The 22,986-nt window shown below is 51.3% G+C and carries 19 protein-coding genes and 1 pseudogene; 17 read left to right on the top strand and 3 right to left on the bottom strand.

Annotated features, from left to right (window positions below; genetic code table 11):
- Positions 1-116: 116 nt before the first annotated feature.
- Positions 117-1,319: pseudogene (locus NSB25_RS29200) on the bottom strand (DUF6669 family protein); the annotation flags it as partial.
- A gap of 241 nt (positions 1,320-1,560) precedes the next feature.
- Here NSB25_RS29200 and NSB25_RS10100 point away from each other — a divergent pair.
- From NSB25_RS10100 to NSB25_RS10045, 12 genes are all read left to right on the top strand, one after another.
- Positions 1,561-2,493: a metallophosphoesterase family protein gene (locus NSB25_RS10100; RefSeq protein WP_172455061.1), complete on the top strand. Its 933-nt coding sequence runs from the start codon at positions 1,561-1,563 to the stop codon at positions 2,491-2,493.
- On the top strand, positions 2,490-3,248 hold the full coding sequence (locus tag NSB25_RS10095; RefSeq protein WP_103239463.1) for an endonuclease/exonuclease/phosphatase family protein: 759 nt from the start codon (positions 2,490-2,492) through the stop codon (positions 3,246-3,248). The genes NSB25_RS10100 and NSB25_RS10095 overlap by 4 nt, the downstream gene beginning before the upstream one ends.
- 79 nt (positions 3,249-3,327) lie before the next feature.
- Positions 3,328-4,260 (top strand): ABC transporter permease, encoded by a 933-nt coding sequence (locus NSB25_RS10090; protein ID WP_103239464.1) that lies wholly within the window; start codon positions 3,328-3,330, stop codon positions 4,258-4,260.
- Between the two features lie 54 nt (positions 4,261-4,314).
- Positions 4,315-6,123, top strand: a complete 1,809-nt coding sequence (locus tag NSB25_RS10085; protein WP_103239465.1) for an extracellular solute-binding protein — start codon at positions 4,315-4,317, stop codon at positions 6,121-6,123.
- Positions 6,124-6,227: 104 nt separating this feature from the next.
- Complete coding sequence (locus NSB25_RS10080; RefSeq protein ID WP_103239466.1) at positions 6,228-7,151, top strand: carbohydrate ABC transporter permease; 924 nt, start codon at positions 6,228-6,230, stop codon at positions 7,149-7,151.
- Positions 7,152-7,180: 29 nt separating this feature from the next.
- A complete protein-coding gene (locus tag NSB25_RS10075; RefSeq protein WP_103239467.1) occupies positions 7,181-7,363 on the top strand; it encodes a hypothetical protein in 183 nt (60 codons plus the stop codon).
- A gap of 65 nt (positions 7,364-7,428) precedes the next feature.
- Positions 7,429-8,364, top strand: coding sequence for a carbohydrate kinase family protein (locus NSB25_RS10070; RefSeq protein ID WP_103239468.1), 936 nt, complete (start codon positions 7,429-7,431; stop codon positions 8,362-8,364).
- A gap of 169 nt (positions 8,365-8,533) precedes the next feature.
- Entirely contained in the window at positions 8,534-9,898 is a 1,365-nt protein-coding gene (locus NSB25_RS10065; protein WP_103239469.1) for a family 4 glycosyl hydrolase, read from the top strand.
- Between the two features lie 79 nt (positions 9,899-9,977).
- Positions 9,978-11,297, top strand: coding sequence for a leucyl aminopeptidase family protein (locus tag NSB25_RS10060; RefSeq protein ID WP_103239470.1), 1,320 nt, complete (start codon positions 9,978-9,980; stop codon positions 11,295-11,297).
- A 179-nt stretch (positions 11,298-11,476) separates the two neighbouring features.
- Positions 11,477-12,775 carry a glycoside hydrolase family 125 protein gene (locus NSB25_RS10055; protein ID WP_103239471.1) on the top strand — a complete coding sequence of 433 codons (1,299 nt, stop codon included), beginning with the start codon at positions 11,477-11,479 and terminating at the stop codon, positions 12,773-12,775.
- 21 nt (positions 12,776-12,796) lie between these two features.
- The gene (locus NSB25_RS10050; RefSeq protein WP_103239472.1) at positions 12,797-14,377 is read left to right on the top strand and encodes a hypothetical protein; all 1,581 of its coding nucleotides are present in this window, start codon (positions 12,797-12,799) and stop codon (positions 14,375-14,377) included.
- Positions 14,370-16,139 carry a DUF4091 domain-containing protein gene (locus tag NSB25_RS10045; protein WP_103239473.1) on the top strand — a complete coding sequence of 590 codons (1,770 nt, stop codon included), beginning with the start codon at positions 14,370-14,372 and terminating at the stop codon, positions 16,137-16,139. The genes NSB25_RS10050 and NSB25_RS10045 overlap by 8 nt, the downstream gene beginning before the upstream one ends.
- A gap of 290 nt (positions 16,140-16,429) precedes the next feature.
- Here the strand turns inward: NSB25_RS10045 and NSB25_RS10040 are convergent, their stop codons facing one another.
- The gene (locus tag NSB25_RS10040) at positions 16,430-16,966 is read right to left on the bottom strand and encodes a TetR/AcrR family transcriptional regulator (RefSeq protein ID WP_103239474.1); all 537 of its coding nucleotides are present in this window, start codon (positions 16,964-16,966) and stop codon (positions 16,430-16,432) included.
- A 112-nt stretch (positions 16,967-17,078) separates the two neighbouring features.
- Here NSB25_RS10040 and NSB25_RS10035 point away from each other — a divergent pair, with 112 nt between their 5' ends.
- A complete protein-coding gene (locus NSB25_RS10035; protein ID WP_257479248.1) occupies positions 17,079-17,213 on the top strand; it encodes a hypothetical protein in 135 nt (44 codons plus the stop codon).
- Positions 17,210-18,214: an alpha/beta hydrolase gene (locus tag NSB25_RS10030; protein ID WP_103239475.1), complete on the top strand. Its 1,005-nt coding sequence runs from the start codon at positions 17,210-17,212 to the stop codon at positions 18,212-18,214. Before NSB25_RS10035 ends, NSB25_RS10030 begins: the two co-directional genes overlap by 4 nt.
- Positions 18,215-18,216: 2 nt before the next feature.
- Here NSB25_RS10030 and NSB25_RS10025 read toward each other — a convergent pair whose 3' ends face one another.
- On the bottom strand, positions 18,217-20,058 hold the full coding sequence (locus NSB25_RS10025) for a DUF3298 domain-containing protein (RefSeq protein ID WP_103239476.1): 1,842 nt from the start codon (positions 20,056-20,058) through the stop codon (positions 18,217-18,219).
- A 224-nt stretch (positions 20,059-20,282) separates the two neighbouring features.
- Between NSB25_RS10025 and NSB25_RS10020 the strand changes: the two genes are divergently transcribed.
- The 3 genes from NSB25_RS10020 (at position 20,283) to NSB25_RS10010 (ending at position 22,918) form a co-directional block, all read left to right on the top strand.
- Positions 20,283-21,149, top strand: a complete 867-nt coding sequence (locus NSB25_RS10020; protein WP_103239477.1) for a TrmH family RNA methyltransferase — start codon at positions 20,283-20,285, stop codon at positions 21,147-21,149.
- A gap of 68 nt (positions 21,150-21,217) precedes the next feature.
- Positions 21,218-22,168, top strand: a complete 951-nt coding sequence (locus NSB25_RS10015; protein WP_103239478.1) for a pectinesterase family protein — start codon at positions 21,218-21,220, stop codon at positions 22,166-22,168.
- A 78-nt stretch (positions 22,169-22,246) separates the two neighbouring features.
- Positions 22,247-22,918 carry a rhamnogalacturonan acetylesterase gene (locus NSB25_RS10010; RefSeq protein ID WP_103239479.1) on the top strand — a complete coding sequence of 224 codons (672 nt, stop codon included), beginning with the start codon at positions 22,247-22,249 and terminating at the stop codon, positions 22,916-22,918.
- Positions 22,919-22,986: the final 68 nt, after the last annotated feature.

The raw sequence follows: 22,986 nt of genomic DNA, 5'->3' as shown, positions 1-22,986 counted from the left end.
GGCATTGTCAATGTCATCAGATATTTTTTGCGGCTGTCTGCAGGACAGCCGTTTTTCTGACCGTCAATTATCCGGAAGAGAACTTTCTTCTCATCAGGCATAGCTTCCGCCACAAGCAGAGGACCTCTGGAGACCCAGGTCTGTCCTGTCTTCACTGCCCGGGTCAGGGCCTGTGGGACAGCTGTGCCGTCGTTTCGGATAAAGGTCGCGTATTGTCCTGCAAAAGGTGCTCTGTTGTGGAGATCCATACCTGAGGTGGCTGCGATACGCAGGCCGTTCAGGACCAGATTCTCCCAGAGGGCAAGGGCCGGCAGATTGGTCTCACGGAGCGGTTCGGGATTGTTGAAAATTTCGATGAAATCTGCGGCGGCGTAGTCAGTCATCTGCATTTCGAAGCGGCATCCTGTGGCAAAAGGATATCCAAAGGAGAAAGGATGTGCAATGCCGGCCAGAGCTCCGGTTTTCAGTATCTGTGTGAAAATCAGCTCCGGTCTTTTGGGATCAATGGAATCCCAGGGGACATATTCGTGCAGGTTGAGACACAGAATGTGGCCGTAATAGGTAGTATATTCCATGCCGTAAATACACTGGATGGGGCTGGGAAAATCACGCAGCAGTTCTTTCATTTTCGGATGACCGGAAATGGTATTGTGATCGGTGAGGGCGAAGGCATCCACATTGTCCTGAGCCATGTGCTCAAGCAGGTCCCGGCAGGTCAGAGAGGCGTCGGATTCCGTGGTGTGATTGTGGAGCTCCAGTCTCAGAAAATCCTTTGATGTATTCTCTACCGTTGCGGCGGGGATTTCCTTCGATGGCCTTTTTGTCACTCTGGCTGATGCATTTGGTCCGGCTGCTCTTTTTCCGGATACTGTAATGGTATAAGGTGTGTCATCCATCAACACCTGAAAAGCCAGAACGGTAACCTTCAGCACTCCGTCCATGGTCTCCGGCATCAGACAACCTTCGGAGAGTTCGTCAGGGCCGAAATGCATGTGACGGCACAACAGCTGTTTGTGGATGCAGCCGATAAAGTGATCATTCAGGGATGCGGAAATGTGTATTTCGGTTTTCGTTTCTCTGAAAAACAGTTGGGCCAGCTGTTCCCGGCTGAAAGAATCATAGGCGGTGGTATTGTAATGGCGGCGACAGTAATCCGCCAGTTCCTCCACCGGCACCTGAGCGGGAGAGTCATAGTGCTGTTTTTCAAAAGTGAGACAGATGTCCAGTTCTTCCAGAACATACGGCAGACAGAAGGTATAGGTGATCTGCCCTGTGAAATCTTTGCTCAGCAGGCCTCTGGCCTGATATAGCTGCTGCATTTTAAAATTCCTCCTGCATTTTGATGGAAACAGGATAATCCATTTACAGCGGTTTGTCAACCAGGTACGGTGTGCATCCCGGGGATACAGTTCAGACAGAAAACTGAACTGTGTTTTTTTGCTGTAAAATTTCCCATTGGCAATCAGAGTTTTCTCCATTGTCAGGTTCCCGGGGATTTTTTTATACTGAATCAGTGAAAAAGGGACGGAAGTCCCCATTGGAAAAGGGAGGAAAGAAAGCGTGGAAAGGAAACTGCGTTTTAAAGAGGACGGAAGCTTTCGGATTCTTCAGCTCACGGATATTCACTATACGGAAGACGATGAGAGAGACCACAGAACAGTGGCGCTTATGCGGGATCTGATCCGTCGGGAGAAGCCGGATTTTATTATCACTACGGGAGATACTGTCTATGGGGAGAAGAACATGGAGTACCTTCCGCTGGCATTGGCGCCGCTGACAGAATCCGGGATTCCCTGGACATTTCTCTTCGGAAATCACGATGTGGAATTTGCCGGAAACAGGGAGGAACTGTTTGCGGCAGTGCGGAAACTGCCAGGGTGCATTGGGTATCATGATGCCGAATCGAAAGATGGTGTGGGGAACCATACGATTGGGATTGAGGACGGAGAAGGAAGGGTCAGATGGCTGATTATCGGTATAGATTCCGGGGATTATAATCCTCTGAAACAAGTGGGAGGCTATGGCTTTATTACACCCGCCCAGATTCACTGGTATCAGGAACAGATTCGCAGACAGGAGCAGGAGAATCCGGATTTTGGGGTTCTGGCATTTCAGCACATGGCATTGCCGGAGTATGCGGAGGTATTCCGCTATGAGACCTGCTACGGTACCAGACGGGAGGGGTACGGCTGTCCCAGGATCAATACCGGTTTTTTTGCGGCCATGCTGCAGGCGGGACATTCTCCCAGCCTTTTTGTGGGACATGACCATGCGAATGATTTTTACGGAAAGCTGTATGGCGTGACCCTGGGGTACGGACGGGCCACAGGCTATGGCTCTTACGGAGCACAGGATTTTGCACGGGGCGGAAGAGTATTTGTGCTGAACCAGGAGGACACGGCCTCTTATACCACCTATGTGAGTCTGGACGGCGGCATTGTGGTGGATGACCCATGGCGCTATGAGCCGCTGGAAAGGAGGGAGGAAGGATGATTCATTTTGTGACATTCAATATCCGCTGTGATTATGAGCAGGACGGCCCTAATAATTTCTGCTTCCGCCGGGAACGGATTCTGAAAAAGCTGGAAGAAGAGAGGCCGGATATCATCTGCTTTCAGGAGGTTCTGCCCCATGTGGCGGCATGGCTGAAACAGGAGCTTGCAGATTACTACGTGCTGGGCTGCGGCAGAAGCGAGGAATTTCAGGATGAGCAGATGGCGGTGGCCTACCGCCCGGACAAATTTGACCTGATATCCTGGGAGACCTTCTGGCTTTCTGATTCCGGCAGGCCGGGAAGTCGTTTTGAAGGACAGAGTATCTGCCCCAGAACCGCGGCGGAGGCGCTTTTGTATGACAGAGAGGAAAAGGAAATCTACCGGGTGTTCAACACCCACCTGGACCATGTGTCCGGTGATGCCAGAAAGCGGGGACTTGGACAGATTCTGGACAGAATAGAATGCCCCAGGACGTTCCCGGAGGCAGGAGTGATTCTGGCGGGAGATTTCAATGCGGAGCCTGACGGGCCGGAGCTTGCGGAGCTGTGGGGCAGAGGGAGGCTGACAGACGCCTCCGAAGGATTGGGAGGAACTTTCCATGATTACGGACAGTTATCACAGCCTGAGAAAATTGACTATATCTGCCTGGCAGAGCCTTTGCATTTCAAGGAAGCGAAGCGCTGGGAGGACTGTGTGGACGGTGTCTATTTATCAGACCACTATCCGGTCAGTGTAAAAATTTACAGAGAATAAAAGAAATTAGTCCATTGTTTCGGAAGACGGTATTTCGATATAATAAGCCCATTGAGAGCAAGGAAGAGGAGGGACTCACATGAAAAGTAAGGCAAAGATTCAAAAAGCGCCGGTGGGGAAGCGGATTATCAAGTTCTGGCCCTTGTATGTCATGTTGATACCATGCGTTGTCTACTACATACTGATCTGCTATGTGCCTATCGCGGGAAATGTACTGGCATTCAAGGACTATTCCTTTAGAAAGGGAATCTGGGGAAGCGATTGGGTAGGCCTACGGTATTTTAAGACTTTCTTTACCAGCTATGATTGCTTCAGGCTGATAAAGAACACGCTGACAGTAGGATTGATCAAATGTATTCTGGAGTTCCCTTTTGCGATTATTCTTGCGCTGATGCTGAACGAAGTGCGGAACATGAAGTTCAAAAAGATTTCTCAGACCATCACATACCTGCCCCATTTTCTGTCATCGGTTATCATCGTGACCATGATTCAGAGAATTCTGGCACCCAACAACGGTATGTTGAATCAGGTGATAGCGGCGCTGGGCGGCAAGGGAGATACCTTCTTCCTGATGGAAGCCAGTTATTTCTATCCCATTTTGTTCCTCATGGATCTCTGGCGTAATATCGGCTGGGATTCCATTATCTATCTGGCGGCTATAGCAGGTGTGGACACCGCACTGTATGAAGCGGCGGAGATGGATGGCTGCGGCAAGCTGGGACGGATGTGGCATATTACACTTCCCGGAATCAGAGGCACCATTGGCCTGTTGTTCATTATGGGCATCGGCGGTCTGCTCTCCTCCGGGTTTGAACAGATTTATCTGCTGCGTACGCCGGGCAACATGGAGCTGGCAGATACATTGGATGTGTATGTGGTTCGGGTTGGTCTGCAGGGCGGACAGTTCGGGTACGCTTCGGCCATCGGTCTGATACAGGGTATTGTGGGCCTGATAATAGTGATCACGGCCAACAAGATATGCAAGAAGATGACGGAAGTCAGTCTATGGTAGGAACCTTCAGGCGAAAGCCATTTATATAGAAGGAAAAATTAAGGAGGGAAAGAAATGAAAAAGAAAGTATTAAAACGCATGTTTTCCGTTTTGCTGGCGGGAAGCATGATGGCAACTGTTCTGACAGGCTGCGGCAGCGATGACGGGAATACCACATCCGGCGACGCGCAGCAGTCCGCACAGAATGAGTCTTCGGCACAGCCGTCATCCGATGATGCGGCAGGGGCAGGAGATGAAAGTCAGGGGGAAGCCGGACAGTCCGACGAATGGATTGCAGACCGTGAGATCGTTTTACATGCCTATGTGGATGATATCTACAATGCGCTGCCGGATGATCAGGTAAACAACCCGGTATTCAAGGAGATCAAGGAGCGCACAGGGATTCAGCTCAAAATTACGTTTACGCCTGGCGAGAGCAACAGCAAAACGCTGGCTGCTCAGCTGGCGGCAGGCACGATTCCCGATGCCATTGTCTGCTATCTGAACAACTCGGCCAGACCGGAGTTCCCGCTTCTGTATAAGGCGGCAAAGGACGGCCTGTTTGCAGATATCTCCGAATATATACCGAATTCAAAGGTGTATTCCAAGTACATGGAGGATGGATATCTTCCCAATGATACTTACAAGAATATTGTGTTCCGTGAGGATTTTGATGGCGCGGTGTATCTGCTGCATTTGGGTATAGACGAAGTAGACAGATCCTTGATCTATGATCCCACAGAAGCTTACATAGGCGGACCTTATATTCAGAAGTCTATCATAGATGCGCTGAATATTGATCCTACCTCTGTTCGTACCTCGGAAGATTTCTACAATCTGCTGGTAAAGATCAAAGAGGGCGACTTCAAGGATGACAATGGTAATGATGTGATTCCTCTGGGACCCAAATACTGGGGCGGTTCCGTGGATGCCATGGACTTTGACTTCCGTGGTCTGATCTGGGGTGTCAGTGACGACTACAACATGGATGAAAACGGAGAGATTTATCATGTAGCGGAGACTGACCATGTATATGAGCTGATCGATTATGTGCGTAAGCTTCTGAACGAGGGTCTGATGCATCAGGAATACTTTACCATGGATGAAACCAGAGCCGAGGAGCTTTACAGAAGCCATAGCTGTGCTATTATAGGCGATGTTCACAACTATGTGGATATTATTTATGAGTCGGAAGACTGGATTCCCCTTGGACCTCTGAACGATCTTCAGGGCGACAACAAGACTGTTACTTCCGGCAAGAGCGGACGCGGCTGTCTGGCAATTTCCGCGGACGCAGAGAATCCCGAAGAGATCTTCCGTTTCTTTGACTGGCTTTCCACTTATGAAGGACAGCTTCTGACCCAGTATGGCATAGAAGGACTTACCTATAATATGGTAGACGGCAAGCCTGTGCTGACAGACGAGGCGCTGGAGCATCTGAATGCAAGTGATGAAAAGTGGATGTGGAATGAAGTGGGTGCGGCATTCGGCGGAAGCGGAGTTTATCTGTTCGAGTTTATTACAACCAATAAGAATAATATCGATAATTTCGGCGAGGCAAGACCGGGTGCAACGGGAAGCTCTACTTTCCAGAGAAGTGTGGACCTTGCCACACAGTATCCCAGAGAATATAAGCTGGTCGAGGGCCTGGGAGCAACCAGTTATCTGAATACGGAAGATATGGCAGACGTGAAGGCACAGCTGGATCTGCTCAACTTTAATGATGTTCTGGTACAGGCGATTTTTGCCAAGGATGACGCTGAAGTGAAGACCATCATTGAAAGCTTCCGGGCGCAGTTGAAGTCTGCAGGTGTAGACAAGTTCAAGGAAAAACTGAAGGCGATTTATCAGGAAGATCCGAAGGCAATCAGTTTTTACCGCTAATATTTTACGAGACAATGACATTGATATGATACTGCGGGATTGTTCCCGCAGTATCATGAAAAAGTATGATTCATGAGTTGAAAACAATATGCAGGGAGGGTGCTATGAGTAGAAATAGGCATTTGCAAACAGGAACAAAAGTAAAGACAAATCTGAACGAAAGGATAATGCAGGCCTTTATTTATCTGATTCTGATTGCCTTCTGTCTGCTCATTATCCTTCCCTGTCTGAATGTTCTGGCATTGTCTTTTAACGACGGCAAGGATGCTGCAAAAGGCGGCGTGTATTTCTGGCCCAGAGAGTGGACTATGGACAATTACAATGAAGTGTTCAAGGATGGCAGCATTATGCGGGGGTACATAGTTACGGTTGGAAGAGTGGTAGTCGGTACTACCTGTACCTTGCTCTGTATCTCTCTTGCCGCCTTTGCACTGAAGGAAAAGCTGCTGCCCGGCGGTAAGCTGATTAATTTCCTGATTACGTTCACCATGCTGTTCGGAGGCGGTACGGTGCCTACTTACATTCAGTATAAGAATCTGCATTTGCTCAACAATTATCTGGTGTATATCATCCCGGGATTGTACAGTGTGACATATCTGATGATGATGCGAACCTTCTTTGAAGGGATTCCAGACAGTTTGGAGGAATCGGCTAAGCTGGACGGATGCGGGTATTTCAAAATCTACGCGAAGATCATGATGCCTTTGAGTAAGCCTGTTATCGCAGTGGTGGGACTGTATACGGCGGTAGGCCACTGGAACGACTGGTTCTCAGGCGCCTTCTATATGACGGATAATAAGAAATGGCCTGTACAGACTGTCATGCAGCAGATGCTTTCCAGAGCCATGTCCAGTGAGAAGGAGATTACCAGTGTGGCCCAGGCCATTGCACAGAGTGTCGGCCGAGTTACATCGGATTCCCTGAAGATGGCGGCGGTAGTGATTACTACGGTTCCTATCCTCTGTGTATATCCTTTTGTACAGAAGTATTTTGCACAGGGTGCCATGATTGGAGCAGTTAAGGGATAACTTTCTTTCCCAGAGGAAAGATATTTGGATTGCCGTTCACGGAGCTGACGGCAGCAGATTCTAAGGCGTGGAAATGCATTGAGCATTTAGCCGCCGCACAAAAGCCGGATGTGTTTGGAAGGCTGGACTTTGTGCGGCGGTTTTGTGTATATGAAAGAGCTGTGATCACTGTGTATAAGAGACATGGAATGTTGATTGTACAGGCATTTTAAGGAGCTGCAGCTCAAAGGAATAATTTGAGGAGCTATTTTGAGGCAGGGAAGGAAAGGATGCGCAGATGAAAAAGTGGGATGTATTTGTTTTCGGAGATATCAATATGGACTTATTGGTGCCAAATGTTAACAGATTGCCGCCGGCGGGAGAGGAGTGGGAAGTGCCGGTGATGGAGACAGCGCCGGGAGGAGGAGCTGCGCTTTTTGCTCTGGGACTGGCCAGACTGGGAATGAAACCTGTGTTCCTGGGACGTGTGGGAGATGATCTGTACGGGAATTATTTGAAGAAATACATGGAAGAGACAGGGGTGGACACTTCGCTTCTGGAGACAGGGATAAATGCTGAGACAGGTATTTCCATCAGTTTTACAGATGACAGAGATCGGTCTTTTCTCACTTTCCGGGGAGACTGCAAAGTGCCTGATATTGGGGAAGTTTCCATAGAACAGGTATCCCGGGCCAGACATATCCACCTGACAGGTTATACGGAATCGGTAAACCACCAGGCATACCTTGCTTTTCTGCAAAAGCTGCGCAGAGAGACAGATGTCACTGTATCTTTTGATGTAGGCTGGGACAGCACCGGGGAGTGGAGTCCAAGGATTTACGAATTGTTTCCCTATCTGGATGTGCTGCTGATGAATGAGACAGAGAGTCTCCATTACAGCAGAAAAGAAACTGCCCGGGAAGCGGCGTTGGATTTCTCATCCGCAGGCTGTATGGCGGTGATCAAGCTGGGCAGGAAAGGGGCGCTTTGCTGCCGGGACGGACAAGTTTGGAGTCGGGAGGGCTTCTCCGTGACTGCGGTGGATACCACAGGGGCAGGAGATTCCTTTAATGCAGGTTTTGTATACGGATTCCTGAAAGGAGAGGAGCCTGAGACCGCGCTGTGCCTGGGCAACGGCTGCGGCGCCCTGTCCTGCACCGGACTGGGCGGCAACACTATGTTCCCCACCCTGGAAAAACTCCGGGCATTTATAGAGACACAGAAAAATCAGTAGTTACGGAACTGGAAACAGTAACTGGAGTGCAGTTACGGAACTGAAAACAGTAACTGCACGAACAGTGTCCGGAATAATATACGGATGCATGCATTTGCAGCCGTATATTATTCATAGTATATGGATACTGGAGTGCAGTTACGGAACTAAAATAGGAGGATTTATTCATATGAAAATAGCAGTAATAGGAGGAGCCGGTGTCAGAACCGTCATCTTCATCAACGGACTTTTGAAGCGCTGTCATAAACTTCACATTGATGAGGTGGCGCTCTATGACATCAACAGAGAGAAGCTTCAGATAATTGAAAAGCTCTGTACTCATGTGGTGAGAAGAGGGGAATCGGATCTGAAGGTATATGCCGCAGAAGATGCAAAAGAGGCGGTTATGGGGGCGGACTATGTGGTGACCACACTGCGGGTAGGGGGAGATCATTCCCGGACGGTGGACGAGGAGATTGCCCTGCGTTGCGGTGTCATCGGCCAGGAGACCACAGGAGTAGGCGGATTTTCCATGGCGGCCCGGACCATTCCGGTATTGCTGGAATATTGCGAGCTGATCAAAAAATATGCTCCCGAGGCCTGGATTTTTAACTTTACCAATCCTTCCGGCCTGGTGACCCAGACGCTGAAAAATGCCGGATATGACAGGGTGATCGGTATCTGTGATGCACCCAGCAGCACGAAATTCCGGATGGCAAAGTACCTGAATGTTCCGGAAGAAGAATTGTATGTGGAATTTTTCGGGCTGAATCATCTCTCCTGGATTCGAAGTGTGAAGCTTTCCGGTAAGGAGATGCTGGGAGAGCTGCTGGAGGATAACGCTTTTCTGGAGGGTGTGGAGGAGTTCCAGAGATTTGAGCCGGGTGTCCTTCGGCTGACCGGCCTGCTGCCCAATGAGTATCTCTACTACTATTATCACCGGGAGAAAGCACTGGAGAATATAAAGAAAGCGGGAAGCGCCAGAGGACGCAACATTGAGGAGATTAACCGCAAAATGTTCGAGGAACTGCGGGGGATGGACGCGGACAGTGACCCGGAAGAGATGCTGCAGACATTCCTCTATTACATGCAGCAGAGAGAAAATTCCTACATGGCTGTGGAGACCGGAGGAAAGGGCCGTCCTATGAAAGAACGGGGACAGCTGCCCGTACCGGAAGGCATCGGCTATGCCGGAGTGATGCTGGACTGCATCGAGGGAATGCAGTCGGAGAAGGGAAGATATCTGGTGCTGTCCGTGGAGAACAGGGGCGCACTGCCGCAGCTCGCGGACAGAGATGTAGTGGAGATGACATGTCTGGTGTCAAAGGAGGGAATTCAGCCAGTGAAGGTGGAAAATCCGCCGGAAGACTGTATGCTTTTGATCCACAGCATCAAGCATTACGAGAGGCTGGCGGCCGAGGCAATTGTGGAGCAGTCCAGGGAAAAGGCTGTCAGAGCGCTGATGCTGCATCCTTTGATTAACTCTTACTCTCTGGCAGAAAAGCTGCTGACAGAATACGGAGAGGCTTACGGCGGATTGTTTGGAGCAAATTGAAGAGGGCGGAACTGCATTGCACACAGGATTCTTCCGGAACTGGAATGGAAGGAAAATTCAGGATAGAGGAGTATTGAATATGAAGTTTGTCCATAAAAAGGAAATGCAGAAGAACATTCCGGTGCTTACATTGGACGAAAATCAGGACAGAGAAAGTCTGCGGGACAGTGCAAACAGGCTGGGATATGCTCTGAGAGAAGACTGTCAGTTTGATGTGGATGCCTTTGCGGAAGGAGTGTTTGACGGTCCGGCAGGGGAAGCGGCAGAATTTTTTACAGAATGTCTGTTGCAGGGGGCGTATCGATTCGGAAGGGAAGCCCTGAAGCTGTGTTGCCGCGGAAATGTGTATGCACTGCGGGACAGACTGGCAGCGGTGCCGGATGTGACAGTCTGCTTGGTATCCAAGGAAGAGATTGAGGAGGCGACAGCAAAAGGGGAGGCTCTGGGCCGGTGCAGGAACTATGCCAGAATGCTGGGAGACCTGCCCTCCAATTACCTGACGGCGGATGACTTCTGCCTCTATGCAGAACAATTGGTTCGGGACAGGCCTTCCCTGTCTCTGGAGATTTATCGGGACAGGGAGCTGACTGAAATGGGCTGCGGCGGAATTCTGGCTGTGAATCAGGCTTCGGGAACACCGGCAGCCCTGCTGCATCTGCGTTACGGCGGAAAAGGGAAAGGCCCTGTGACGGCGCTGGTAGGAAAGGGTGTCATGTTTGACAGCGGCGGGATGCACCTGAAGTCCATGGGAGACATGGAGGGGATGAAATATGATATGTGCGGCGGGGCAGATGTCCTGTGCCTGCTGGAATATGCGGCGGACATATCCTGCGCGTTTCCGCTGGAGGGCGTGATTCCGCTGGCGGAAAATGCGGTGGGAGACAGGAGCCTTCGGATGGGAGATGTGATTACCATGTTGTCAGGCCGGACCGTGGAGGTATATAATACAGATGCGGAAGGACGGCTGCTGCTGGGAGACGGGCTTTTCTTTGCCGCGGAACGGGGGGACCGTCTGATAGACCTGGGCACACTGACCTGTTCCTGCAGAGAAGCTCTGGGAGATGAGACAACAGGCTTTTTCTGTAATGAGGAAGCACTGGCGGACCTTGTGGAAAAGGCTGCGGCGGGCAGCGGAGAGCCTGTGTGGCGGCTGCCTCTGGGAGAAAGGTATAAGCGGCAGCTGTTCTGGACCAAGACGGCGGACATGGCCAACTATATGCCGGACAAAAAGGCAGGGGCCAGCGTGGCGGGATGTTTTCTGGAGGAATTCACAAAAGGAAAGCCCTGGGCACATTTTGACATGGTGGGTCCGGCGGTGTCGCGCAGAGAAAACGGCAGGCTGCAGACCGGCGCCACGGGAACCATGTTCGCTGCTGTGGCAAAGCTTTTGGAGATGTGAGAGGAAAGTACTGGACAGCCTGTTGCGGAACTGGAAATTATGGATGGTAAAGTCACAAAGACGCCCGAGAGGAATTTTCATGAGTGTACTATCGAATGAGAATTTCTCTCTTGTAGGGGCGTCGAAGAGACTTTACCCTTTAGTGCCGTCGCGCAGCGACTTAATTAGGAGGAATCAGAATGGGACAGGAAGAGAACAGAAAGGCAGAGGCACTTCGGCAGGAGGTGTCTGCGCTGGCGGAGGAGCTGGCGGAAAAGCTGGAAGACGGAAAGCTGAAAGACATGTTCCGGCAGTGTTTTGTCAGCACAGCTGCCACAACGGCGCGTTTTCTGCCGGAGGGCAGGGCCTATGTGATTACGGGAGATATTGAGGCCATGTGGCTGAGGGATTCTTCGGCTCAGGTGGCGCATTATCTTCCTTATTTAAAGCGTTCGCCCATGCTCCGGGAGCTGGTGAGAGGATTATTGATACAGCAGATGGATTTTATCTGCATTGATCCTTATGCCAACGCGTTTAATCAGGAGCCCAACGGCAGATGCTTTGAGAAGGATGAGACAGAGACATCTCCCTGGATTTGGGAGAGGAAGTACGAGGTGGATTCTCTCTGCTATCCTGTCAGACTTCTGGCCCAGTATCGCAGGGCCACGGGGGATGACAGCATTTTCGGGGACAGAACGAAAGAAGCGCTGGAGAAAATTGTGACACTGTGGGAAGCACAGCAGCGCCACTGGGAGTGTGCGGAGTATTCCTTTGTACGCCGCAACTGTCCGGCTTCGGACACCCTGTCCAACGGGGGAAAGGGAAGTCCCTGTGCGTACACGGGTATGACCTGGAGCGGATTTCGGCCGAGCGATGACGCATGCATGTACGGCTATCTGATTCCCGCCAATTTCTTTGCGGCAGGAGTGCTGGAGTATGTGGCAGACTTTGCCGGGGAGATTTACAGGGACGAAGAGCTGGCGGCGCGCGCGAACAGACTTTCAGGAGAAATTCTGGAGGGAATCCGGACTCACGGTATCACACAGGTGGAAGGCCTGGGGCCGGTTTATGCCTATGAGACAGACGGTATGGGCCATTATAATCTCATGGACGATGCCAATGTGCCCAGCCTGCTTTCCCTTCCCTGGCTGGAGGCTCCGGGAGTGGAGGAAGAGATATATCAGAACACCAGAAAATTTGTTCTCAGTGGGGGGAATCCCTATTATTTTGAAGGAAAGGCAGCCTGCGGCATCGGCAGTCCCCACACGCCCCGGGGCTATATCTGGCATATTGCGCTGACTATGCAGGGGCTTACTTCAAAGTCCCGGGAAGAGCGGGAAGCACTGCTGCGGACCCTGACGGAGACGGACGCTGGTCTGGGGCTGATGCATGAGGGCTTTGACGCGGACTGCCCGGAAAAATTTACGAGGGAATGGTTTGCCTGGGCGAACTCACTGTTTGCACTGTTTGTGATGGAGCATCGGGGATTGTTGACTTGAAAATAAGTGCGGAGGAGAAGTATGGATTTTACATTTGACGGAAAAATAAGCAAACCAGTATTGGAAAATTATCTGAGTCGGGCGGTGACAGCTGCCGGATTATATGAGAGTGATACCCTGGAGGATGATTTGAGGGTATTGCAGAAAATCGGCGCCAAGTTTCTGGGCCGGGCTTCCGGTGTATGGTATATGGAAGAACCGGATGAGGAGCATTTTGAGAAATCCAGACTTCTGGCAGAACGGGTACATGAGATGGACCCGGAGATTATTCTCCAGGCCTGTGTCTTTGAGATGGTGGTAGAGAGGATGGAGGAAGTGGAAATTCCGCTTCCTGTGCTGCGGGCGTTTGGGCAGAAGGAGGAGAGACGGCATTTTCGGCTGGAAGACACTTTATTTCCGGGAGAGCCGAAGGATTTCCGGCACCAGAGAGAGGGAAAGGACAAAAACGGCGGCATTCCTGACTTAAGTCGGACAGAGGCTGCCATGTGGTTTTATTATCGAGCCACCCGCTATATTGACTGCGGTTATGAGGCGCTTCACATGGGACAGGTGCATCTGTATACGGCCAACGATCACGGCATGGTGAAAACGGTGGAGCTTTTTGACAAGATCCGAAAGTATGCCGCCATTCACGGGAGACGTCACAAAGTCCTGATGGATGCTCATACCCACGGCGTGAGTATTCGGGGGAAGCTGCTTTTTGACTATCATGCCATGCCCTTTACCAGGGTGGCACTTCTGGAGGAAGAAGGCCAGAAGCTGGTGCTGGTGCGGGAGGGCTTCAGCGAGGGCGGTGTAAATCCGGACGGATGGAGCGCGGAGGCCATGCCCTATCTCATGGAATATGACAACTGGGGCGGCCGGGTAGTGGAGGATCCGGAGAAGCTTACCAGACAGGAGCTGGCGGCCAGGGACTGGTGGGGCTATGATCAGATTGCCTGGTTTGCCAATCAGCCCGAGGAAGAGAGGAATCGCTTTCTGGAGTATACCTATCGCTGGACGGAAATCAGTAATGTGAACGCCTATTTTGAAGTTCCGTTCCGCAGGATGCTCAGCGACGCATGGATAGAAACGGAACGCGCCGACAACGGATGCCGGGATATACAGCACTTCTACCAGTGTAACCGGAAAAGTCCGGCCTGTCCCATGGGATTTTCGCAGGAGGATATCATCTGCAGGATATGGGGCCAGGGCCACAGCCTTCGGGAGAAGGCGGGAAATCCGCCGCTGGTGTTCGATCATGGGGCCAGGGAAGTCTATGATGAGAAGACAGGGTACAAGCTGCCCGAACGCGTGGTGGTGTACGGCAGTTTTCAGCCTTATGTGGGAGCGGTGCGGGACGATTCCAACAGTGAAGTTACAAGGATGTATTATGTGGGGAACAATACCTATGTACTGTCAGTGGTGATTCCTTTTCCCGGGGAATATAATTTCGGAGTATCCACTTATGGAACATTGTCGGCCACATACAGTACAGACCGTTTCCCGCGGAGTGGTTCGGGTCACAGAGGAATTTTCCGCACGGAAAAGGAGAACGCGGCGGTTCGCTTTACCTATGAATTTATGGGCGAAGGCGTGAAAGTGGAGGTTTTCAATGATTGAGAAAATAAAGTGGCTCAGCTCACTGGAAAAAGTGTTTCCGGACAGAGAGCCGGAGGGCGGCTTTGCTGATTTGAAGAAAATGCCTTCTTTTCTGGAAGGGGAAGTGTTCTCGCTGCAGTTTGCGTTTCTGACTTCCTGTGAAGCGGAAGGCTGGGCCGAGGTGGGGCTTTCGGGACTTTTTGCGGAGTATGCCGCGGTGCGGGAGGTCTGTCCCATGCCCTCCCGGAATCCGGGAAGGGCGCTGGTGGATAGCAGAGAGGAGGAGAACACCCAGGCGGAAGAGGATACTTCGGCAAAAGCGCAGACTCCGGCGGCGGAAACGGCTGGGGCGAAGAATTGCCCTCCCGGATTGTATCCGGATTTGCTCCGGGAGCTGAAAGGCGGCCGTGTAAAATTGTATCCCGGCCAGTGGCACAGCCTGTGGATTACCGTGGCATGTGGCAGGGAAAAAAGCGACAGGGGGGCGAAGGCGTTTTCCTGTGAGCTTCCTTATGGGATTCATAAGCTGGAGATTACGGTGAAGCCGGAGGAAGGGGAACCGGTGCGGGAGTGTCTGGAGCTGGAACTGATAAAGGCAGCGCTGCCGGAACAGACTCTGATTCACACGGAATGGTTCCATGCGGACTGCCTGGCGGATTATTACAGAGTGGAGCCCTGGAGCGAGGAGCACTGGTGCATTACGGAGAGTTTTCTGAATCACTATGGGGAAATGGGGATGAATATGGTTCTGGTTCCCGTGCTGACGCCGCCTCTGGATACGGCGGTGGGGCGGGAACGGACCACGGTGCAGCTGACAGATATCCGGGAGGAGGGCGAAGGCAGGTACAGCTTTGGATTCGACCGGGTGAAACGATATGTGGAGCTTTGCGGCAAGGCAGGGATTCGTTATCTGGAGATTTCCCATCTGTTTACCCAGTGGGGAGCCTGTGCGGCGCCGAAGGTGATGGTATGGCGGGGGGATACGCAGATTCGGCGGTTCGGTTGGGATACCCCTTCGGACGGCAGTGAATATCTGGGCTTCCTGGAGCAGTTTTTGAAGGCGCTTACAGGGAAACTGACGGAATGGGGCTGGGAGGGAAGGGCCTTTTTCCATCTGTCAGACGAGCCGGGAGAGGACGTTCTGGAGCGGTACAATTTTCTGCGAGGTAAAGTGGCCGGCTGGATTGCGCCTTATCCCATAATGGATGCATTGTCGGATTACTCCTTTTATGAGAGCGGCGCGGTGGACCGTGCGGTACCAAATATGGAAAAGCTGCCTTTGTTCGCTGAAAAGGGAGCAAGCCCTCTGTGGACGTATTATTGCGGGTGCCATGGACACGGTACGCCGAACCGCTACTTTGCCATGCCTCACTGCCAGATCAGGGTGCTGGGTGTACTTTTGTATTATTATGGTGCGGACGGATTCCTGCACTGGGGATATAATTTTTATAATTCGCAGTATTCCCTGGAGCATATCAATCCCTATGCCGTGACAGACGCAGGCGGCGCTTTTCCTTCCGGGGACTCTTTTCTGGTCTATCCGGGGGAGGACGGCAGACCGGAGGACTCCCTGCGTATGCTGCTGATGCTGGAAGCCATGCAGGATATGCGGGCGCTGCAGCTGCTGGAGGGGCTGTGGGGCAGAGAACGGGTGACGGAGCTTATCCGCCGGGAGGCGGGGGGCCAGTTATCGACAATAAAATGGCCCAGAGAATCGGCATTCCTGGCCGGCCTCCGGGAGAAAGTCAACGAAGCTGTCAGGGAGTGGGCGCACATGGCATAATGATTCTGCATTCGCAGAATATAAGCCAGCCTGCGCTGGCTTGACATCACTGCGTGATGCATTATACCAGGCAATCCATGGCTTGAAAAGGAAATGCCCTTCGGGGTGTTTCCTTTTCTGCGCACATGGTATAATGATTCTGCTATCGCAGAATTCAAGCCAGCCTTCGCTGTCTTGCCATCGCTGCGCGATGCATTATACCCGAAAGCCATGGCTTGAAAATCAAATGTCTCCTTCGGAGCCGCTTGATTTTCTGCGCACATGGTATAATGTGACCATATTCCTTTGCGTTACACAGTCTGGCCCGCCTTCAGATATCCGGCCAGTTCATGGGCTGTCTCCCGCATTCCGCGCCGGAACCAGACCTCAACCCAACCATACAGGAAGAATGCGGCATAAGCGGAGGAATAGGCAGAGACTACGTCCTGTTCCGGGTCAAAGCCGCACAAATCCAGAAGAATATCTTTGAGGAGATAAATCAATCCTCGTCTGTTCACCAGACTGTAGAAAGCACGGTTCTCTTCAAAATGGGAGAATACCTGATAAACCAGTTTATCCATAGGAAGATCCGGTTTACTTTTCCATTCCTTCAACCATCCCTGAAATAAATGTCTGATATGCGCTTTCAGAATATCCTCTTTCGTCTCAAAATTGCGATAAAAGGAGGTCCGGCCCACACCGGCCAGATCACACAGTTCGCTGATGGAAATCTCGGCAATGGGCTTTTGGGCCAACAACGTCAGAAGAGAATCTGTGAGATGCTCCAGCACATAGTTGTTGCGGCTCTCATTGCTGAACGGTGAAACACTTTTTGCCTTTTGTTCCATTTTGTCTTCCCTCATTGACAGGTATGATTATTGCTGTTACACTTGTATCGATGTTGCATTTGAAACATATGGTAGCACATATGAGTTATTCTGTCAAGGGAGGGTATTGAAAATGTCACTGATGCAAAAGCGTATTCTCATTTTGAGTGTGGTGGTCTTAATCGCCGTTGTCCTGGGGCGTCTGGCTGTGAGAGCAGTGATGAACCTGCTTCTGGGCGGCACATTGTTCGGAGGGAATTTTCTATGAGCGGGGAGAAAATGAAAAGGAGAGGACGTATGATGTGGGGATTTATCTATGCAGGTGCTTTTATGGCTGCTTTTGTCATTTCCGCCGTGGTGAAGATGACGGCAGATCCTTTTGGAGGAAAATATACGGTCCGCTGGGACAGCTCCATGGGAACGGTCTATACAGATCTTTCCTATGGCGATGGGGAAGCTAACAAGTTCGACCTTTATGTCCCCGCCGACAGCGGCAGGGAGAACTATGGTCTGGTCGTCTACCTGCATCCCGGCGGCTTCACCGGCGGCGATAAGAGCGGCGATGCGGAAATGCTTCAATGGCTCTGCGCCAGGGGCTATGTGGCGGCGAGCATCAACTATACGCTTTTTGGCGAGAAGAATCCCGACGCCAATGTATATACCCAGTCTGTGGAAATCCGGGAGAGCATCCCTTTTGTGATTGCAGAAGCGGAAAAGAAAGGATATCACATTGACAAAATGGCGGTGGCAGGCGGTTCTGCAGGTCATGCCCTTGCCATGCTGTACGCATACCGTGACGCTGATACCTCCCCGGTCCCTGTGAAAATGACCTTCGGCGCTGTGGGACCGTCCTGCTTCTATCTGGAGGACTGGATTAACATGGGAGCGGACCCCGGCCATCCGAATCCTGTAGACCCGAATGCTGATTACAGTGGATTGGCAGGACTGTTTTCCGTTATGGCAGGGAAAGAAATCACAGCGGATATGTTTGCCACAGGGGCTTATCTGGAACAGGTAAAGGATATCTCCGCGGCTATGTGGATCGACGAGAATTCCGTCCCCACCGTATGCGCCTATGGCGCATGGGACAGGGCACAGGCATTCGGCGCTTCCAGACGGCTGGACAGTATGCTGACGCAGTATGTTATTCCTCATGAATACATTGTCTTCGAACATTCCGGCCATGGCCTGCAGAACGACAATGCCCAGTATGAAAAGTACATGGAAAAAATCACCGAGTACCTGGATACCTATATGCCCACAGATTAAATTTATCTCATTTCAAATTCTTCATAAGGAACAATCACATCCAGACCTCCGGAAGCATAGCTTGTCATTTCATATACGTCGAAATGCATTCCGATACCTTCCGGGGTCAGGAAGAATCGTCCGTCTTCCAGAAGAACAGCTTCCCAGTCCTCACCGTCAGTGCCCCATTCTGCCTGTGCCTCCACATAGGGGCCGATGATGGCTTTGATTTCCGCCTCTGAATTTTTTACCACATCTGTGATTTGCAGCTGTTTGCCTGTGGAACGGCTGAACACATATTCTATGGTTCCGTGCAGTCCGTGAGCAGCGCCCTGCCAGTATCCATACCAGTTTCTGCTGAGGACGATATAATTGTCGTCCAGATAGCTGATGGAGAAATGGGTGCTGTGCTCCACGATGGTACCGCTGGCCCAGTCGTCTTCCGGCCATTCCCAGGAGACCGTTTCCCGCACGGATTCTGCCAGTTCTTCTATATAGTGGCTTTGTTCCTCATACAGTGTCTCCAGAAACTGATTGATGCCGGCGGCGGCAGGCGTCTGTTCCGTCAGGGATACCTTTGTCATGGAAAAGCTGCCCTTTGCGCCGCTTTCATTGACAGTAAAAGTGGTGTCAAAGGTTTCGCTGACACTGATATCCCTGAGAGGGTTGTCATAATAGACATAAACCAGTTCCGGCAGACAGTCAGAATCATTTTCTATTTGGACGCGATAGACAGCACTGTCCCCCTGATGCAGCCTGTTGTAATACAGCCAGGTGCCGTCTGAGTAGAAAAAGTCCAGACCGTCAGCGGACAGGGAAGTGGTGGGCCGGCTGATTCCATAATGCAGCCGGTCGCCTGTTCCATCCCAGTTCAGGCGTTCCAGATGAAAGGCGTCTTCATCGTATCTCTGATTTGCATAGTACATTCCCTTTTCATCCCAGAAATTTATGCCGTAGCACGCAAGCTCTCCGATTTCGGTCACAGTTTCAGGATGGTCCAGACTGGCGGCGTACCATATGTCCCTGTCCTGTTTATAGACCAGCGCTTCGTTGGTCAGAAAGAAATACCCGGAGGACTCCGGACTGGTCAGCGGAAATTCTTCCTTTTCTCCGGATTCGGGGAGGATGCGATAGAGTCTGCCTGCGCTGTCGGTGACAAAGGCATATCCAAAATGCGTCATACAGGACGCGATATCAGGCAGGCTGTTATATTTATAAGTTTTACAGGCATCTGTATATCCTTCCGGAAGCAGGCCGTAGAGTGTGTCGCTGACATCGACCGGACTGGCTGTTCCGTCCATTGAGATCCGGAAATAGAGATCATCTTCCGGGCCGCTGTAGGCGCTGGTGAGATACAAAATATCTTCGTGGAAATTCATTCTGTAGAACTGATATTCCTGTACGGGAATGTTCTCCGCCAGCAGAACCATATCGGAGCCATCGCATTTTATGCGCCTAAGATTCGCTTTGGCGCCATCCAGATAGTCAATGTTTCTTTTTTCGAGAAAATAAATATACCCGTCCTGGATACAGAAACAGCCATCCTGAGAAGACGCCGCTTCATAAAGGGTTTCTGCCTCCAGAGTGTCGATATTGATTCTGCACAGCCGCCTGCCCCAGTAGCCGTAAATCCAGCCATCTGCCATCTGGGTCCTGCTGCCGGTATCATCCCTGAACCACGGGACGCTGCCAAACGCGGAATATTCTGCTTCACTGTCTTTTTCTTCATTTTCTGCAGTGTCGACTGTCTCAGACTGTGGTTCTGTGTCCTCCGGGCTGCCTGTAAAGGCACTGTCTCCCGGATGGTTACAGGCTGTGAGCGCAAACGGCAATAAAATACAGACTGCCGGAATCAAAAAATCCATTTTTTCTTTTTCATCGTCGGTACCTCGCTTTTCCTTTTCAGTATAACATTTACAGGCATATATTTTGCATCATTTCTGCCGGTATGATGAAAAATCCGTAACCTACAGTTCAGACAGGTGTTTACAATTTCTGCTTTATGATGTATTGTAAAAACAGCATGTAATCTATCTGTCCAAAAAGCTGAAATAGAGATAACAGTTGTGGAAACTGATCGGAGGCGGGGATGCAGGAGACGAAAATATACAGCAGAAACAGTACGTTCCAGAAGTTCGAGGTGCTGAAGACAAATCGTAATAAACGTTATCGCTATCATGAGTTCCTGGTGGAGGGCGTGAGAAGCCTGAATGAGGCGGTAAAAAATAATTGGGAAATCCATTCTTTTTTATATGACAGGGCAAATCTTTCCGACTGGGCGAAGGATATGATAAGGAGCACCCACACAGAGATGAACTACTGTCTGACAGGGGAGCTGATGCGGGAGCTGAGCGGCAAGGAGGATACCTCGGAGCTGATGGCGGTAATCGGAATGAGGGAGGATTCACTGGAGAGTGTGAAACTTTCCGAAAGGCCGTTTGTCGTGTTGTTTGACAGACCGTCTAACAAGGGGAATCTGGGTACGATGATACGCTCCTGTGATGCTCTTGGAGCGGATATGCTGATTCTCACGGGACATGCGGTGGATTTGTATGACCCGGAGGTGGTTGTGGCGGCGATGGGTTCGTTCTTTAATATGCCGGTGATTCGGATGGAGGATAACAGGGAGCTCTTCGGATATCTGGAAAAGCTGAAGCGCAGATTCCCGGATTTTACTGTGCTGGGAACCACAGCCCATAACGAAAAGCCGATCTGGGAGGTGGATCTGACAGCGCCGCTTCTGCTCATGGCAGGAAATGAGACCATGGGCCTGAACCGGGCTTTTAAGGAATATTGTGATGTGCTCTGCACCATTCCCATGTCGGAGACATCCTATGCATCTTCCTTCAATGTCAGCTGTGCGGCGTCCATTATGATGTATGAAGTCACGAGACAGAGAGGACAATGCGGGAAGCAGCTGCAGTGCGGCGGTGCGGCCGGCTGCACGGGAGTTTAGACGCAGACAGACGAAAAGCGGCGGCAGCCGCTGTGAAAAGAAAATGATAACAGGAGAAGGGACAGAATATGAGACTGACAGTAGGAAAAGGCGGACAGTTCGACAAAATCGGAGAGGCGCTGCAATATGCGCAGGATTGCGGAGAGGAAGAACGGATTATACACATTTTTCCGGGTGTGTATTATGAAAAGCTGGAAATCAGGCAGGAAGGTCTGATTCTGGAGGGAGAGAGTGCGGAGGATACCATTATCACCTATGACGATTATGCCAATGCGCTTATGCCGGACGGGGAGAAGAGGGGAACTTTCCGCAGCTATACCATGCTGGTGGACGCGCCCCGGGTGCGGCTGGTGAATCTTACCATTGAAAACAGTGCGGCGCCTCAGAACATTGTGGGACAGGCCATTGCTCTGTACGCGGAAGGAGAGGGAATTGTGGTGCAAAACTGCAGACTGCTGGGAGCACAGGATACACTGTTCACAGGACCGCTTCCGCCGAAGGAAGTGATGCCCGGCGGTTTCCGGGGGCCGAAAGAATTCGCACCCCGGGTAAATGGCCGGCAGTATTATGAGAACTGTTACATCTGCGGAACGGTGGATTTTATATTCGGCAGTGCAACGGCTTATTTTGAAAACTGTACCCTGGAGTCTCTTCCGCGGAAGGAAGGCTATGTGACTGCCGGGTCCTCGCCGGAGGGGCAGAAATACGGTTATATATTTTCCCATTGCCGCTTTGTGGGAGGAGCTCCGGAGAACAGCATTTATCTGGGGAGGCCCTGGCGGGATTTTGCAAAAGTGGTGATCCTGAATTCCTATCTGGGTTCCCATATCCGTTGGGAGGGATGGCATGACTGGGATAAAGAACGAGCGCATGAAACGGCTTTTTATGCAGAATACCACAACGAAGGCCCCGGTGCGGAAGGAGAAAGAGTCTCCTGGGCCCATGTGCTGACGGATGAGGAAGCGGAAGAATACACAAAGGAGAAGGTATTTGCAGGCGGCAGTCCCGTGGGGGACTGAGGGTACTGTGATATCAGAGGGGACAGCACAGACTGACCAAAGGCAGAAATGCTGCGAAAGAAAAGGAGAAGAGGCGCGATGAACAAAATTATATGGGCGGGCGATTCCACGGTTGCCTTCAACCAGGCGGACACCTATCCTCAGACGGGCATCGGACAGGAATTTGACCGGTACTGTAAAAGGGAGTATCTTGTTCTGGATTATGCGAGGAATGGGAGAAGCTCCAAAAGCTTTTATCAGGAAGGCCTGTTGACAGAGGCTCTGAAAGTGATGGAGAGAGGAGACTTCCTGTTTATCCAGTTCGGACACAATGATGAGAAACCGGACGAAGAGAGACGCACGGAAGCACATACTACATTTCAGGAATATCTGATGATATATGTGAACGCGGCCAGGGAGAGGGGTGCACATCCGGTTCTGATTACGCCTTTGTCCCGGAGGCTGTTTCAGGCGGACGGCACCATCCGGAACAGTCATGGCGAATATCCCGGCGCGGTGATTGCGCTGGGCAGACGGGAAAATGTCCCCGTGGTGGATCTGACGGAGAAGAGCAGGGTGCTGTATGAGCGTACCGGAGAGGAAGAGAGCAGGAAATGGTTTATGTATTTCCCTGCCGGGACCTATGAGAATTATCAGGAGGATATGAAGGACAATACACATCTTCATTATGAGGGAGCGGTGAGAATGGGCGCTCTGGTGGCGGAGGGACTGCGGGAACTGGGCGGAATCTACGCGGAGATTCTGGCATAAAGTCCCGGCAGATTTACGGCGGTGACCGGGCTTTTGGGCAAAGTGATATAATTTATCCGAAGTATTTT

Origin of the sequence: Acetatifactor muris, assembly GCF_024623325.1 — a bacterium.
GTDB lineage: Bacteria > Bacillota > Clostridia > Lachnospirales > Lachnospiraceae > Acetatifactor > Acetatifactor muris.
Note: the sequence above shows the minus strand (reverse complement) of the source record. Positions and strands in the feature narration are given on the sequence as shown.

Bases quoted from the DNA above. Each gene is read 5' to 3' on its own strand.
- NSB25_RS10095 (WP_103239463.1), top strand. From the start codon at position 2,490: ATGATTCATTTTGTGACATTCAATATCCGCTGTGATTATGAGCAGGAC.
- NSB25_RS10090 (WP_103239464.1), top strand. From the start codon at position 3,328: ATGAAAAGTAAGGCAAAGATTCAAAAAGCGCCGGTGGGGAAGCGGATT.
- NSB25_RS10085 (WP_103239465.1), top strand. From the start codon at position 4,315: ATGAAAAAGAAAGTATTAAAACGCATGTTTTCCGTTTTGCTGGCGGGA.
- NSB25_RS10080 (WP_103239466.1), top strand. From the start codon at position 6,228: ATGAGTAGAAATAGGCATTTGCAAACAGGAACAAAAGTAAAGACAAAT.
- NSB25_RS10070 (WP_103239468.1), top strand. From the start codon at position 7,429: ATGAAAAAGTGGGATGTATTTGTTTTCGGAGATATCAATATGGACTTA.
- NSB25_RS10065 (WP_103239469.1), top strand. From the start codon at position 8,534: ATGAAAATAGCAGTAATAGGAGGAGCCGGTGTCAGAACCGTCATCTTC.
- NSB25_RS10060 (WP_103239470.1), top strand. From the start codon at position 9,978: ATGAAGTTTGTCCATAAAAAGGAAATGCAGAAGAACATTCCGGTGCTT.
- NSB25_RS10055 (WP_103239471.1), top strand. From the start codon at position 11,477: ATGGGACAGGAAGAGAACAGAAAGGCAGAGGCACTTCGGCAGGAGGTG.
- NSB25_RS10050 (WP_103239472.1), top strand. From the start codon at position 12,797: ATGGATTTTACATTTGACGGAAAAATAAGCAAACCAGTATTGGAAAAT.
- NSB25_RS10045 (WP_103239473.1), top strand. From the start codon at position 14,370: ATGATTGAGAAAATAAAGTGGCTCAGCTCACTGGAAAAAGTGTTTCCG.
- NSB25_RS10040 (WP_103239474.1), bottom strand. From the start codon at position 16,966: ATGGAACAAAAGGCAAAAAGTGTTTCACCGTTCAGCAATGAGAGCCGC.
- NSB25_RS10035 (WP_257479248.1), top strand. From the start codon at position 17,079: ATGTCACTGATGCAAAAGCGTATTCTCATTTTGAGTGTGGTGGTCTTA.
- NSB25_RS10030 (WP_103239475.1), top strand. From the start codon at position 17,210: ATGAGCGGGGAGAAAATGAAAAGGAGAGGACGTATGATGTGGGGATTT.
- NSB25_RS10025 (WP_103239476.1), bottom strand. From the start codon at position 20,058: ATGGATTTTTTGATTCCGGCAGTCTGTATTTTATTGCCGTTTGCGCTC.
- NSB25_RS10020 (WP_103239477.1), top strand. From the start codon at position 20,283: ATGCAGGAGACGAAAATATACAGCAGAAACAGTACGTTCCAGAAGTTC.
- NSB25_RS10015 (WP_103239478.1), top strand. From the start codon at position 21,218: ATGAGACTGACAGTAGGAAAAGGCGGACAGTTCGACAAAATCGGAGAG.
- NSB25_RS10010 (WP_103239479.1), top strand. From the start codon at position 22,247: ATGAACAAAATTATATGGGCGGGCGATTCCACGGTTGCCTTCAACCAG.